Origin of the sequence: Streptomyces sp. NPDC086787, from assembly GCF_044745865.1 — a bacterium.
Taxonomy (GTDB): Bacteria; Actinomycetota; Actinomycetes; order Streptomycetales; family Streptomycetaceae; genus Streptomyces.
Map to the genome: position 1 here is coordinate 483276 of NZ_JBIVBC010000003.1, position 14368 is coordinate 497643.

The 14368-nt window shown below is 71.2% G+C and carries 14 protein-coding genes; 6 read left to right on the top strand and 8 right to left on the bottom strand.

The window, feature by feature from the left end; translation table 11 throughout:
• The first annotated feature begins 191 nt into the window (after positions 1-191).
• From tilS to folE, 4 genes are all read left to right on the top strand, one after another.
• The gene (gene tilS, locus ACIPK3_RS11810; protein ID WP_402568532.1) at positions 192-1217 is read left to right on the top strand and encodes a tRNA lysidine(34) synthetase TilS; all 1026 of its coding nucleotides are present in this window, start codon (positions 192-194) and stop codon (positions 1215-1217) included.
• A gap of 97 nt (positions 1218-1314) precedes the next feature.
• Positions 1315-1875, top strand: a complete 561-nt coding sequence (gene hpt / locus ACIPK3_RS11815) for a hypoxanthine phosphoribosyltransferase (RefSeq protein WP_402568685.1) — start codon at positions 1315-1317, stop codon at positions 1873-1875.
• 187 nt (positions 1876-2062) lie between these two features.
• Entirely contained in the window at positions 2063-4102 is a 2040-nt protein-coding gene (gene ftsH / locus ACIPK3_RS11820) for an ATP-dependent zinc metalloprotease FtsH (protein ID WP_402568534.1), read from the top strand.
• Between the two features lie 127 nt (positions 4103-4229).
• Entirely contained in the window at positions 4230-4835 is a 606-nt protein-coding gene (gene folE, locus ACIPK3_RS11825; RefSeq protein ID WP_402568536.1) for a GTP cyclohydrolase I FolE, read from the top strand.
• Between the two features lie 3 nt (positions 4836-4838).
• On the opposite strand, the gene ACIPK3_RS11830 is transcribed toward folE, so the two are convergent.
• From ACIPK3_RS11830 to ACIPK3_RS11855, 6 genes are all read right to left on the bottom strand, one after another.
• Positions 4839-5327, bottom strand: coding sequence for a DUF3180 domain-containing protein (locus tag ACIPK3_RS11830; protein WP_402568538.1), 489 nt, complete (start codon positions 5325-5327; stop codon positions 4839-4841).
• A gap of 70 nt (positions 5328-5397) precedes the next feature.
• Entirely contained in the window at positions 5398-6009 is a 612-nt protein-coding gene (gene folK, locus ACIPK3_RS11835; protein WP_402568539.1) for a 2-amino-4-hydroxy-6-hydroxymethyldihydropteridine diphosphokinase, read from the bottom strand.
• The gene (gene folB / locus ACIPK3_RS11840; RefSeq protein WP_402568541.1) at positions 6006-6365 is read right to left on the bottom strand and encodes a dihydroneopterin aldolase; all 360 of its coding nucleotides are present in this window, start codon (positions 6363-6365) and stop codon (positions 6006-6008) included. The genes folK and folB overlap by 4 nt, the downstream gene beginning before the upstream one ends.
• Positions 6366-6612: 247 nt before the next feature.
• Positions 6613-7116, bottom strand: coding sequence for a nuclear transport factor 2 family protein (locus tag ACIPK3_RS11845; RefSeq protein ID WP_402568543.1), 504 nt, complete (start codon positions 7114-7116; stop codon positions 6613-6615).
• Positions 7113-8033 carry a dihydropteroate synthase gene (gene folP, locus ACIPK3_RS11850; RefSeq protein ID WP_402568545.1) on the bottom strand — a complete coding sequence of 307 codons (921 nt, stop codon included), beginning with the start codon at positions 8031-8033 and terminating at the stop codon, positions 7113-7115. The genes ACIPK3_RS11845 and folP overlap by 4 nt, the downstream gene beginning before the upstream one ends.
• Before the next feature lie 52 nt (positions 8034-8085).
• Positions 8086-9897, bottom strand: a complete 1812-nt coding sequence (locus tag ACIPK3_RS11855) for a phosphatidylglycerol lysyltransferase domain-containing protein (protein ID WP_402568547.1) — start codon at positions 9895-9897, stop codon at positions 8086-8088.
• 225 nt (positions 9898-10122) lie between these two features.
• Between ACIPK3_RS11855 and ACIPK3_RS11860 the strand changes: the two genes are divergently transcribed.
• Both ACIPK3_RS11860 and ACIPK3_RS11865 read left to right on the top strand, forming a co-directional pair.
• Positions 10123-11247: an alpha/beta hydrolase gene (locus ACIPK3_RS11860; RefSeq protein ID WP_402568549.1), complete on the top strand. Its 1125-nt coding sequence runs from the start codon at positions 10123-10125 to the stop codon at positions 11245-11247.
• A gap of 102 nt (positions 11248-11349) precedes the next feature.
• Positions 11350-12462, top strand: a complete 1113-nt coding sequence (locus ACIPK3_RS11865; RefSeq protein ID WP_402568551.1) for a hypothetical protein — start codon at positions 11350-11352, stop codon at positions 12460-12462.
• Positions 12463-12523: 61 nt separating this feature from the next.
• Here the strand turns inward: ACIPK3_RS11865 and ACIPK3_RS11870 are convergent, their stop codons facing one another.
• Positions 12524-13858 (bottom strand): PH domain-containing protein, encoded by a 1335-nt coding sequence (locus ACIPK3_RS11870; protein ID WP_402568553.1) that lies wholly within the window; start codon positions 13856-13858, stop codon positions 12524-12526.
• Entirely contained in the window at positions 13855-14364 is a 510-nt protein-coding gene (locus tag ACIPK3_RS11875; protein ID WP_402568554.1) for a PH domain-containing protein, read from the bottom strand. The genes ACIPK3_RS11870 and ACIPK3_RS11875 overlap by 4 nt, the downstream gene beginning before the upstream one ends.
• Positions 14365-14368: the final 4 nt, after the last annotated feature.

Here is a 14368-nt window from a genome sequence, read left to right on the forward strand (position 1 = left end):
GCGCCGCGAACCCATGAACCGAAACCGGCCGACGGCAGGAGAACGCCCCGCCAATCACCCGTCCGAGGGACCGTGAGCCATGGGTAGGCGTGCGATGCTCGGGGTACGGCCCGTTTCTGTCACCATTTACACACTCTGAGTGACCGAGCTCGGGTTCACCTCCCGACAACTTCATTGAAGGGAACCGGACAATGGGTCCCCATCCCGCGGTCGCGGCGATACGCCTGGCGGTCCGCCGCGTCCTCCATGACATCCTCAACACAGAACACCCCGGCCACGCCGGTCCCGGCCACGAGCGTTCCCCGTCCCCGCTCGTGCTGGTGGCGTGCTCCGGCGGCGCCGACTCCATGGCGCTCGCCTCCGCCCTCGCCTTCGAGGCGCCCAAGCTCGGCATCCGTGCCGGCGGCGTCACCATCGACCACGGCCTTCAGCCCGGCTCCGACCTGCGTGCCGACGAGGTCGTCCAGCGGCTCGGCGAACTCGGCCTCGCCCCGGTCGAGTCCGTGGCCGTCACCGTGGGCCGGGAGGGCGGCCCCGAGGCCGCCGCCCGTGACGCACGCTACGCGGCCCTCGACGCGGCGGCGATCCGGCACGGCGCCCTCGCCGTCCTGCTCGGCCACACCCGTGACGACCAGGCCGAAACCGTCCTGCTCGGCCTCGCCCGCGGCTCCGGCATCCGCTCACTGTCCGGTATGGCCGCGGTCTCAGGGGCCGGCGGCCGCTACCGGCGTCCCTTCCTCCAGCTCGACCGGCAGACCGCCCGCAAGGCCTGTATGGCCCAGTCGCTCCCGGTGTGGGACGACCCCCACAACGCCGACCCGGCCTACACCCGCTCCCGGCTCCGCCACGAGGGCCTGCCCGCCCTGGAGAAGGCCCTCGGCAAGGGTGTCGTCGAAGCCCTCGCCCGGACGGCCCAGCTCTCCCGCGACGACGCCGACGCCCTCGACGCCTGGGCCGGCCAGGCCGAGTCCACCGTGTGCGACGCCACCGGGCTGCTCGAGTGCGCCAAGCTCTACGCGCTGCCGCCCGCCGTGCGGCGCCGTGTCCTGCGCCGTGCGGCCATCAGGGCGGGTGCTCCGGCCGGTTCGCTGTTCGCCCGGCACATCGAGGAAATCGACCGGCTGATCACCGGCTGGCGCGGCCAGGGAGCGATCAATCTCCCGGGCAGGGTCGTCGCTCAGCGGCAGGGTGGCAGACTGGTGATCCGGCAAGGCTGAATCCGAACCTCCCACCGGACCCGGTAACACGGGTCGCACGCCCTCGAGCCGGGGGCGCGGTGGTGGCCCGGACCGGCCGGTGGGACGACCGAAAGTGATGCGGGTGGACGCGAACGACATGGGTGCCGACCTCAAGCAGGTACTCATCAGCAAAGAAGAGATCGACGCGAAGCTGGCCGAGCTGGCCGCGAAGATCGACACGGCGTACGCGGGCAAGGACCTGCTGATCGTCGGCGTGCTCAAGGGCGCGGTGATGGTCATGGCGGATCTCGCGCGGGCGCTGTCCACCCCCGTCACCATGGACTGGATGGCCGTGTCGTCGTACGGCGCGGGTACCCAGTCCTCCGGTGTCGTGCGGATCCTCAAGGACCTCGACACCGACATCAAGGGCAAGCACGTCCTGATCGTCGAGGACATCATCGACTCCGGCCTGACCCTGTCCTGGCTGCTCAGCAACCTCGGCTCGCGCGAGCCCGCCTCCCTGAAGGTGTGCACGCTGCTGCGCAAGCCCGACGCCGCCAAGGTCGCCATCGACGTGGAGTGGGTCGGCTTCGACATCCCCAACGAGTTCGTCGTGGGCTACGGCCTCGACTACGCCGAGAAGTACCGCAACCTCCCGTTCGTCGGTACGCTCGCGCCCCACGTCTACGGCGGTTGAGCCCAGCGGGGCGAAGCTTGCCCGATGACCGGGAACCCCAGCGGGTTTCGCGCCGTTGGAGCATGCAGAGACGGGATTGGCAGCGGTCCTGTGCGGCTTCGCGCAACAATGCTGGGGTACCGTCAGAAGAACTGTCTTATCAAACTCACTATGGCAGGAGGGACGGAGCGGGCTCCGCTCCGTATGGATGGACGTGAAGCGATACTTCCGTGGGCCGGTCATGTGGATCGTGCTGGCCGTCCTTGCCGTGGTCGTGTTGATGCAGGTCGTCGGCTCGTCCGGCGGCTACAAGACGGTGGACACCGGCGAGGTCGTTGCAGCGATCAACGACAACAAGGTCGAGTCGGCCAAGCTCACCACCGGTGACGAGCAGAACATCAAGGTCACGCTGAAGGACGGCGTGAAGGTCGACGGCAGCTCGAAGATCCAGGCGAGCTACATCGGCGACCAGGGCGTGACCATCGCCAACACGCTGCAGACCAAGTACCAGGACAAGCAGATCACCAAGGGGTACACCGTCTCCCCGACGAAGCAGAACGCTTTCGTCGGAGTGCTGCTGTCCCTGCTGCCCTTCGTCCTCATCGTGGTCGTCTTCCTGTTTCTGATGAACCAGATGCAGGGCGGCGGCTCCCGGGTGATGAACTTCGGCAAGTCGAAGGCGAAGCTCATCACCAAGGACACCCCGAAGACGACCTTCTCGGACGTCGCGGGCTGTGACGAGGCCGTCGAGGAACTCCAGGAGATCAAGGAGTTCCTCCAGGAGCCCGCGAAGTTCCAGGCCGTCGGAGCCAAGATCCCCAAGGGCGTACTGCTGTACGGCCGCCCCGGCACCGGCAAGACGCTGCTGGCGCGCGCCGTCGCCGGCGAGGCCGGAGTGCCCTTCTACTCGATCTCGGGCTCCGACTTCGTCGAGATGTTCGTCGGCGTCGGTGCCTCCCGAGTCCGCGACCTGTTCGAGCAGGCCAAGGCGAACGCCCCGGCGATCGTCTTCGTGGACGAGATCGACGCGGTCGGCCGTCATCGCGGCGCCGGCCTCGGCGGTGGTCACGACGAGCGCGAGCAGACCCTGAACCAGCTGCTGGTCGAGATGGACGGCTTCGACGTCAAGGGCGGCGTGATCCTCATCGCCGCCACGAACCGTCCCGACATCCTCGACCCCGCCCTGCTGCGCCCGGGCCGCTTCGACCGCCAGATCGCGGTCGACCCGCCGGACCTCCAGGGCCGTCTGGAGATCCTCAAGGTCCACCAGAAGGGCAAGCCGGTCGCCCCGGACGTCGACCTCGCGGCCGTCGCCCGCCGCACCCCGGGCTTCACCGGCGCGGACCTGAGCAACGTCCTCAACGAGGCCGCGCTGCTCACCGCCCGCAGCGACAAGAAGCTGATCGACAACAGCATGCTGGACGAGGCGATCGACCGCGTCGTGGCGGGCCCGCAGAAGCGGACCCGGATCATGTCGGACAAGGAAAAGAAGATCACCGCGTACCACGAGGGCGGACACGCCCTGGTCGCGGCGGCCTCCCCGAACTCCGACCCGGTCCACAAGATCACGATCCTGTCCAGAGGTCGCGCCCTCGGCTACACGATGGTGCTTCCGGACGAGGACAAGTACTCAACCACGCGCAACGAGATGCTCGACCAGCTGGCTTACATGCTGGGCGGCCGCGCGGCCGAGGAACTGGTCTTCCACGACCCGACCACGGGTGCCGCGAACGACATCGAGAAGGCCACCGCCACCGCCCGCGCGATGGTCACCCAGTACGGCATGACCGAGCGCCTGGGTGCCATCAAGTTCGGCGGCGACAACACCGAGCCGTTCCTCGGCCGTGAGATGGCCCACCAGCGCGACTACTCGGAAGAGGTCGCCGCCCTGGTGGACGAGGAAGTCAAGAAGCTCATCGAGAACGCGCACAACGAGGCCTGGGAAATCCTGGTCGAGAACCGCGACGTCCTCGACAACCTCGTCCTCGCCCTGCTGGAGAAGGAGACGCTCGGCAAGGAGGAGATCGCCGAGGTCTTCGCCCAGATCGTCAAGCGCCCGGCCCGGCCCGCCTGGACCGGTTCCTCCCGCCGTACGCCGTCCACCCGGCCGCCGGTGCTCTCCCCGAAGGAGCTGGCACTGACGAACGGCGCGAACGGCGCGGCCCCGGCGATCACCACCGTGAAGTCCACGGCCGCCGAGTCCGCCCCGGTGACGGAGCAGGCCCCGGAGGACCGTCCGGAGAGCTGACCGGCGAGCAGCCGACCCGCGGAATGGATGCCGCGCCCCACTAGGTTCTAGCCTGGGGGGCGCGGCATTTCGTATGTACGCACGTGAGACGCGGATGTCCGCACGCAACACAGGAACGAGGCATCAGATGATCGACCCCGTGACGCTCGACGGCGAGGGTGCCATCGGCGAGTTCGACGAGGAACGCGCCGCGAAGGCGGTACGCGAGCTTCTGATAGCGGTCGGCGAGAACCCGGACCGCGAGGGACTGAAGGAGACACCGGGGCGGGTCGCGCGGGCTTACCGGGAGCTTCTGGCGGGGCTTCGGCAGCAGCCCGAGGAGGTGCTGACGACGACGTTCGACCTGGGTCACGACGAGATGGTCCTGGTGAAGGACATCGAGATCGTGTCCCTGTGCGAGCACCATCTGCTGCCGTTCCACGGGGTCGCCCACGTGGGCTACATCCCGGCCGAGAGCGGCAAGATCACGGGCCTGTCCAAGCTGGCCCGGCTGGTGGAGGTCTACGCGCGCCGTCCGCAGGTGCAGGAACGGCTGACCACTCAGATCGCGGACTCGCTCATGCGGATCCTGGAGGCGCGGGGCGCCATCGTGGTGGTGGAGGCGGAGCACATGTGCATGTCGGTGCGGGGCATCCGCAAGCCGGGCGCGAAGACCACGACGTCCGCCGTGCGGGGCCAGCTCAGGGACGCCACGACCCGTGCCGAGGCGATGAGCCTGATACTGGCCCGCTGAGGCTCACGCGGCGGGTTCCGCCCTCGGGCGGTCGCGGTCCTCGTCGTCCGGGAGCTTGCAGACGCGCTCCAGGAACAGGGCGGCCGCTATGACGGCGAGAGCCGCCAGGACCGAGGCGCCGGCGTAGATGGCCTGGTCGCGGCGGGCCGGTATGTCGAGCTGTTCCAGCAGGAAGACGCCCGTGCCGCCGTACATACCCGCGACCAGCGCGGCGACGAGGGCGCTGGCCTGGCCGAAGACGACCGCGCGGGCGGCCATCATGGGGTCGACGCCCTTGGCGCCGGGGCGGCGCTCGCGCTGGGCCTTGAGCCGGGCGCGCAGCGAGACCGCGGTGGCGAGCAGCACCGCGGCGATCAGCGCGAGGACGACCGGGGCGGCCAGGGGGACGCTGGGAAGGGTCCCGATCGAGTTCCAGAGGCGGGCGCCCGCCCAGGACAGGATCCCGGCGACGACGAACACGCCGACCAGCACCCTGATGCGCAGCTCTCTCACGGTGTTCCTTCAGCTCCCCCGCGGTATGTGTGGCCGGGCCGGTGATCGTCCCGGCCCATGACCTTAACGACTACTCGGGCAGTCGGAGTTCCAGGTCCTTGCGTGCTTCGACACCCTGAAGGGTCACCATGTCGAGCAGACCGGCCACCGGACCGCGTCCGGGAAGCTGCGCCTCGGGGTCCACGTCGTGCCAGGGGGCGAGGACGAAGGCCCGCTCATGGGCGCGCGGGTGGGGCAGCGTGAGGGACGGGTCGGCGGAGACCACGTCGGCGTACGACACGATGTCGACGTCGAGCGTGCGGGGGCCCCAGTGCTCCTCGCGCACCCGGTTGAACGCCTCCTCCACGGCGTGCGCCCGCTCCAGCAGGGAGGACGGGGGCAGCGTGGTCTTCAGGACCACGACCGCGTTGTAGTACGACGGCTGGCTGCCGGGCTCCACGCCCCACGGCTCCGTCTCGTACACCGGGGAGACGGCCTTGATCCGGACGCCCGGGGTGTCCTCCAGCGCGTCGACGGCGCCCTGGAGGGTCTCCAGGCGGTTGCCGAGGTTGGCACCGAGGGAGATCACGGCCCGTTTGGGGTTGCTCAGCGTCGTGTCGGCGGCGTCGACCTGTTCGACGACGGAGGCGGGTACCGGCTGTACGGTCGGGTCGCTGGGGCCCTGGGTGAAGAATGCGGTCATACTCGGCTCCGGGTGATGGTGACGGTCACATCGTCGAAGGGGACGGTGATGGGCGCGTCCGGCTTGTGCACGCGGACCTCGACCTCCATGACCCCTTCGTGCTTCAGGCACGCCTGGGCGATGCGCTCGGCGAGCGTCTCGATGAGGTTCACCGGTTCGCCCTCGACCACGGCCACGATCTCTTCGGCCACGACGCCGTAGTGCACGGTCTTCGCCAGGTCGTCGTCGGCCGCGGCCGGCCGGGTGTCCAGACCAAGGACGAGGTCCACGATGAAGGTCTGGCCCTCCTCGCGCTCCTTGGGGAACACGCCGTGGTGCCCGCGGGCCCTCAGGCCGCGCAGCGCGACACGATCCACGCGAATCACTCCTGCAATCGTCGGTAACGGCCGGTCCGTGCCGTGTGTGGACGGCACACCGGCCTCAGACGAATCTACCTGCGGGCACTGACAGAACCGGGCCTCGGGGGCGAGACCGGCGGCCGGGGCCGGGAGGGTTCATCCTGCGTTTCCCCCGGGGAACCCGGTGGCTCATGGGTTGGTAGCCCCACCTACCCGCGAGTTCGTGATTCCAACCACTTCTTGGTCTCTTGGGGCGCCTACCCGCTCAGGCCGGAGTGGTGTCCTCGTCGTCCGTGTCGGTTTCGGCCAGAACCGGTGAGGCGTGGTGGGACCAGAGCTTCCAGCCGTCCGGGGTGCGCCGGAACACGTTCGTGGCGACGACCAGCTGCCCCACGAGGGGACCGAGCTCCTCGCCGCCCTCGGGGGCGGGGCCGCCGCTGAGGATGTTCTCGGTACAGGTCACCAGGGCGGTGTCACCGGTGACCGAGACATGGACGTCGGTGAGGAAGAACTGGATGTAGTCCGTGTTCGCCATGATCAGCGCGTACGACCGCAGGACCTCGCCGCGGCCGGTGAGTACCGGCCAGCCCGGGTGCACGCAGGAGACGACGCCGGTGTCCGCCGGGTCGTGGTACTCCTCGTCCACGCCGAGGTCCGACGGGGAGAGCCAGAGCGAGGCCAGTTCGTCGAAGTCGCCCCGTTCCATCGCCTCGTAGAAGGCGGTGTTGGCGCGTTCGACCTGCTCGACATCGGTGTGCGGGGCGCTCACCGGGCTCCCTTGCCCGCGCGGTCGGCGCCGGGCGCGCAGTTGGTTGTGCAGTTGGTCGTGCGCGCTCCTTCCACGGCGCGCGCGACCCGTACCGCGTCCGCCGTCGCGCGCACCTCGTGCACGCGCACCGCCCACGCCCCGGCCTCTGCGGCGAGTGCCGAGACGGCCGCCGTGGCGGCGTCCCGCTCGCGGGCCGGCGGGGGTGCCCCCTCGGGGCCGGCCAGGACCCGGCCGAGGAAGCGCTTGCGGGAGGCGGCGACGAGCAGCGGGTACCCGAGGGCGTGCAGCCGGTCGAGGCGGGCGAGCAGGGTCAGGTCGTGCTCGGCCTCCTTGGAGAAGCCGAGGCCGGGGTCGACCACGATCCGGTCGGGGGCCACGCCTCCGCTCAGCACCGCCTCCACGCGCGCCTGGAGTTCGTCCATGACCTCGGTGACCACGTCGTCGTACGCGCCCTCGACGTTCGCGCCCGCCAGGAAGCCGCGCCAGTGCATGACCACGAACGGGGCTCCGGCGGCGGCCACGACCGGGATCATCGCGGGGTCGGCGAGTCCGCCGCTGACGTCGTTGACGAGCGCGGCGCCGGCCGCGAGGGCCTGCTCGGCCACCGAGGCGCGCATGGTGTCGACGGAGACGACGGCGCCCTCCGAGGCGAGGCCGCGCACCACGGGGACCACCCGCCGCAGTTCCTCGGCCTCGTCCACGCGGGTCGCGCCGGGCCGGGTGGACTCGCCGCCGACGTCGATGAGGTCGGCGCCCTCGGCGACCAGGTCCAGGCCGTGCTTGACGGCGGACGTCGTGTCGAACCAGCGGCCGCCGTCGGAGAAGGAGTCGGGGGTCACGTTCACGACCCCCATGACCGCACAGCGGTCCCATATCGGAAGCCCCGCGACCCTGCCGCGCCCGCTGTGGTTGCTCATATGTTCAGCGTAGGCCCAGGAACCGGGCGCCCGGTTCCTGGGCCCTGCCCGGTCATGCCGCCCTGACGTCCCGCTCGGCCGACCCGTGGGCGCACGGGCGCGCGACCGGTGTGCGGCGGCGCAGGAAGCGGGGCAGCGGCAGGGCGAGGCTGACGAAGCCCTCGGCCTGCATGGCGGCGAAGCCGATGCGGGGCAGGTCGCCGGAGGCCCGGTAGACGACGAAGCGCGGCTCCCAGCGCGGCTGGAACTTCGCGTTGAACTTGTACAGCGACTCGATCTGGAACCAGCGGGACAGGAACACCAGCAGGCCGCGCCAGGCGCGCAGCACGGGTCCGGCGCCGATCTTCTCGCCGCGTGCCAGCGCGGAGCGGAACATCGCGAAGTTCAGCGACACGCGCGTGACGCCGAACTTCGGGGCGGCCTGCAGCGCGGCGACGATCAGCAGCTCGTTCATGCCGGGGTCGGCCGCGCGGTCGCGGCGCATCAGGTCCAGGGACGCGCCGTCCGGGCCCCACGGCACGAAGTGCAGGATCGCCTTCAGATCGCCGTAGGGGCCGGGCTCCTCGTCGGCCTTGTGGGCGGTGGCGACCAGGCAGTCACCGTCGGCCGCGTCGCCGATCCGGCCGAGGGCCATGGAGAAGCCGCGCTCGGTGTCGGTGCCGCGCCAGTCCTCGGCGGCCCGCCGGATGCGGTCCAGTTCGGCCTCGCCCAGGTCACGGATGCGCCGTACGCGGGTTTCGTAGCCGGCCCGCTCGATGCGCTTGACCATCTGGCGCACGTTGCGCATCGCGCGTCCGGCGAGCGAGAAATCCGCGACGTCGACCACCGCCTCGTCGCCGAGTTCGAGCGCGTCCAGACCGGTCTCCCGGGTCCACACCTCGCCGCCGGTCTCGGAACAGCCCATGACGGCGGGCGTCCAGGAGTGTGCCTTGGCCTCGTCCATGAAGCGCTCGATGGCGCCCGGCCAGGCCTCGACGTCGCCGATGGGGTCGCCGCTGGCGAGCATCACGCCGGACACGACGCGGTACGTCACCGCCGCCTTGCCGCTGGGCGAGAACACGACCGCCTTGTCGCGGCGCAGGGCGAAGTGGCCGAGCGAGTCGCGGCGGCCGTGCTTGGCGAGCAGCTCCCGCAGCTGGGACTCGTCCTTCTCGGTCAGCTGCGCGGCCGGGTGCTCGGGCCGGAAGGCCAGGTAGATGGTGGTGATCGCGGTGATCCAGCCGAGGGCGCCCAGCGAGAAGGCCACCGTCCAGGAGGTGTTGCCCTGGTAGTCCACCGGGCCCTCGAAGCCGAACAGGCCGTACAGGACGTGCGTCAGACGGTCCGCGATGCTCGGGTCGCCCACGGTGCGGTCCGGGTGGGCGCTGACGATGACCAGGCCGAGGAAGACCGAACCGGCGCCCATGAGGACGAAGTTGGCGAGCGCGCGCCACCGGCTGCGCGGGTCGGGCAGGGCCGCGAACTCGTTGCGGTGGCGCAGCAGCGGCACCAGCAGCGCCACCGAGATGAGCGCGCCCACGATCGAGTGCCGGTACGCGAACTGGGCGATCGCGCCCGCCGGCAGCAGTGCCACGGCGGCCCGCCACGCGCGTCGCTTGCGCCGCTTGAGCCCGTGGGCGAGCAGCAGCAACAGCACGCCGGTGCTCAGCGAGAGCGCCGCGGCGAACGGGCCCAGCGAGCCCGGCAGTACCTCGGCCAGGGTGTGCATCCGGCTGTGCCGGAAGCGCGGGAACACACCCGCCGCGATGTCCAGGACGCCGACGAGCGCGCACGCCCTGCCGATGAGCGAAGGGACGGCCTCGGGACGAGGACCGTGGAACTTGCGCCGCGCCGTGCTTGATCGGCTCGGAACCCCGTCCGACATTTCCCCATCTATCCTTACAGACATCGCATCCCGTAGTTCTGCGAGAGACCGTGAACCCTGTGCCGATCGGGCATCAGGCGACATTGCGTCCTCTAGGACGGTGTCTAGGGGAGAGAGGTTCACTCCTCGACGGAAAGCTGGTTCAAAGGTCAGGAAAAGCCTGGGGCAAGCCCGCGCCAACAAAGCGCCGGTGCGCCCGGGCGGGAAGCGCGGGCAGGACAGAGCATGGGTCTCACGAGCAACAAGGTGCTGCTGCTGGCGGTCGTACTCGCCGTGCTGCTGTTCGTCGGCACGGTGTGGCTGTGGCCGCGGCTGGCCCGGCGCAACTGGCGGGCCGTCAGCGGGCGCGTCGGGGTGCTGCTGGCGACCCAGCTGGCGCTCTTCGCCTGCATCGGCATCTTCGTCAACCAGGCCTTCGGCTTCTACGCCAGCTGGGCCGACCTGTTCGGCAAGGAGACGGAACAGGGCGTCGTCGTCGACCACTCGCTGTCCGGCGGCGCCGGTCCGCTCCGGCTGGTGGACACGGCGAAGGTGCCCGGGGTGACCGGATCGCGGCCGCAGATGGTCGGACAGATCCAGAAGGTCGACATCGAGGGGCGTACGACACATATCGCCACACCCGCGTACGTGTACCTGCCGCCGGAGTACTTCCAGGCGCAGTACCGCACGCGCACCTTCCCCGCCGCCGTCGTCCTCACCGGCTACCCCGGCACCGCGCAGGCCCTGGTGAACAAGCTGCACTACCCGCGTACGGCCCAGAAGCTGGCCAAGGACGGACAGGCGCAGCCGATGATCCTGGTCATGATGCGGCCGACGGTGGCACCGCCGCGCGACACGGAGTGCGTGGACATCCCGCACGGCCCACAGACCGAGACGTTCTTCGCGAAGGACCTGCCCGACGCCATCACGGCCCACTACCGGGTCGGCAAGAAGCCGGGCAGCTGGGGGATCGTCGGCGACTCCACCGGCGGCTACTGCGCGCTGAAGCTCGCCATGCACCACCCGGAGGTCTACGCGGCGGGCGCCGGCCTCTCGCCGTACTACAAGGCACCCATCGACCCCACGACCGGCGATCTCTTCCACGGCAACAAGCGGCTGCGCGACCGCGCCGACCTGCGGTGGTTCATCAAGCACGAGCCCGCGCCGAGCACTTCGCTGCTCGTCACCAGCAGCCGGGCCGGCGAGACCAACTACCGGGAGACGCTCAAGTTCATCGACCAGGTGAAGGCCACCAACCGGACCCGTATCTCCTCGATCATCCTGGACAGCGGCGGTCACAACTTCAACACCTGGCGGCGCGAGATCCCCGCGACGCTCCAGTGGATGAGCGGTCGCCTCAGCGATCGCTGAAAACCGTCTTGCCGAATGCGGCATCGTGTGTTTTCGGCCTGCGCCCCCAGTTTTTGGCATGCGGCACCGCATGATTCCTCTACGCGCGGTAAGTTTCTGGCCATGCCACGTGGACGTCACCGCCATTCCCCTCCACTGCACCGGCTGTTGCCGCCCTCGGCGATCGCAGGCGTCTCTCTCGTCTGCGCGTTCGGGCCCTGGGTGTTCACGGATCCGGGTGTGCTGCGCGTCGTCGCCGCGACCGCCGCGGCGACCGCGGTCGTCGGCGCCGCCGTCATGCGCCGCTGGGACGCGCACGCGGGCAAGCAGGTCGCCGACCTGGCCCGTGGGCGGGCGAGCGACGAGTGGCGCCACGAGGAGCGGGTCGCCGAACTGGAGACCGACCTGGAGGAGTCGCGCGAACTGCGCGCCAAACTGGACCGGCGGCTGCGCGCGAAGCGGGCCGAGCTGGCCGGGCTGCGCAATGAGCACGCCGCGCTGCTCCGGCGCTACGCCACCGCGGAGACCGAGCGGGCGAGCGCCCTGGAGGGCCGTCGGCTGCTGGAGATAGAGGCGGCGGAGCCGTCCCGCGCGCTGCCGCCCGCACCGCTGCCCGAGGCCGCCGCCGAGGAAGCCGAGGAGGAGAAGCCCGGGCGCCCCACGGCTCCCGGAGTGTTCTCACCCGACGGCTCCCGTCTGTTCCTGCGCGCCCAGGCGGCGCTGGCCAGACTCGACGACGACCGTGAGCCGCCCGCCGTCCCCGCCCCGCGATCGGAGGCCGAGCGGGAGACCGGTCGGGAGCACGGTACGGAGGACGACGAGGAGCAGGGGCAGCCCGGGGCGGCCGACGGGCACGAGCCCGCGGCCGCCGACACCACCGCGGAGCCGGACCGGACCGCGGCCCCCGAGCAGCCGTCCGGCGGACACTTCACGGTGCCGACCGCGGTGGCGGTCCTGCCGGCCGTGTCCATGCCGCGCCCGCTGGTCACGGGCGGGTTCGACTTCTTCGGCATGCAGAAGGACGAGTCGTCCACCGCGCTGGACGCCGTACAGAACGAGGACCTCGCCGACGTGGTCGGCCCGGAGGCGCTCGCCCTCCACAAGGCGGAGACCGAGGCGTCGTTCAAGCCCGCCGGACCGCAGCAGTCGCCCCCCGTGAGCCAGGTCATCGACCTGACCGCGCACGACGAGACCGAGCAGATCGACATGCAGGGCCTGCGCAGCGCGGTGTCCTGAGAAGCGGTGTCCCGGGAAGCGGTGTCCCGGGAAGCCGGGTGCCGCGGGACGCTCGGAACGCTCAGGTCATCCAGCGGTCCGGCCGGGCGTCCCTGCGGCCCGTCCGCGATCGTTCGGCCTGGTCGCGGAGCAGCTCCGCCGCCTCCCGGGCGTCCCTCAGCCGGGCCGTCACGGTCTTCCCGGCTCCCGTGTCCACGTGCACGTCGGCGAGCCGCCACAGACGCTCCCAGGGGCCCTGGGTGAGCCGTACGCTCTGCACCTTGGCGTGCGGGACGAGGGCCAGGTGACGGCGCAACAGGCCACGCCGGGCGGCGAAGACGGCGCCGGTGACCGCGAAGCCGCGGCCGCGCCACCACAGCGGCAGACACCGCCAGGCCCGCCGCGGCGGACGGGACAGCGACGCGTACGGCGGCACGGTCACCCCGGGCAGCACCCGGGCCACCACCGACTCGGCCACCGCGCGCGGGGCGACCGGTATCAGAAGCGAGTTGGTGGAACCGGCCACCTCCAGTTCCACCCGCACCCACCCGCGCCGCCGCCACAGCAGCGGCTCCACGATCCGCACGGTCTGCACCCGCCCCGGCGGCACCGTCTCGTGCGTGCGGTCGAGCAGCCCGTGGTCGATGCGCAGTCCGTCCGGGGACTCGCCGACCGTCCAGTCGTACTCCGCGACGAACCGCCCCACGCTGCTCGCGCCCGCCGCGCCGAGCAGCGGCAGGCCGGTGGCGAGGACCGTCACCACGCTGTGCGTGGCCAGCCAGAGCACCGGCGGCACGACCAGGGCGGCGGCCAGGGAACCCCAGGTGGAGCCGGTCAGCAGCAGGGCGATCGCCAGGTTGCGCGGGGACAGCCGCATCAGCTCGCGGGCCGGTGCCTCACCGACCTCGTGGGCCGTCTCCGGCGCGAATCCGGCCGCGCGCGCGAGGAGTTCGGCGCGCAGCGCGCGGGCCTCGTCCTCGCCGAGGAACGCCAGCTCGTCCTTCTTCTCGGCGCCGACCACGTCTATCCGCAGCTTCGCGACCCCCGCGACGCGCGCGAGCAGCGGCCGGGTCACGTCGACGGCCTGGATCCGCTCCAGCCGGATGTGCGCGGTGCGCCGGAACACCAGGCCCGTGCGGATGCGCAACTCGCTGTCGGTCACCGAGAAGTGCGTGAACCACCAGGACAGGAAGCCGTAGAGGGAGGCCGCCGGGACCAGCACGGCGAGCCCGACGAGGAGCATGGTGCCGGTCAGCCGGGTCAGCTGCTCCTGCGCCTGGTCGGGGTCGTGCACCGCCCATCCGGCGAGCACCGCGACGGGCGCCCACGCGCGCCGGAACGGCGTCACGGGATGCAGCCGCCGCTCGTTCGCGGCCGGCCCGCGCGGTACGTCCCCGCCGGGGCCCGGCGTCGTCACAGCCCCGCCGACCGTGCCTCGCCCAGCTCGGTGAGCCGGTCGCGCAGCCGCTCCGCCTCGGCCGGGTCCAGGCCGGGGATGGTCGCGTCGGTGGCGGCGGCCGCGGTGTGCAGCTGCACACCGGCCAGCCCGAAGTGCCGCTCGACGGGACCGGATCTGACCTCCACGAGCTGCATCCGCCCGTACGGCACGACGGTCTCCTCGCGCCACAGCACCCCGCGGCTGATCAGCAGGTCGTCGGCGCGCTCGGCGTACCGCCAGGAGCGCCAGTTGCGGCCGAGCAGCACCCAGCCCCAGGCCATCAGCGCCAGTGGCAGCAGCGCGAAGGCGGCCCAGGCGGGACCGGCCAGCAGACCCAGCGGCAGCCCGACGGCGAGGGCGGCCGCCCCCAGCCAGACCACCAGCAGCAGCCGTCTCATGGTCAGCAGGCCAGGCGGCAGCCCGGTCCAGACCGGTTCGCTCCCCGTCTCCATGAGGCCAGCGTACGTAGGGGAGACTGTGCCCATGACT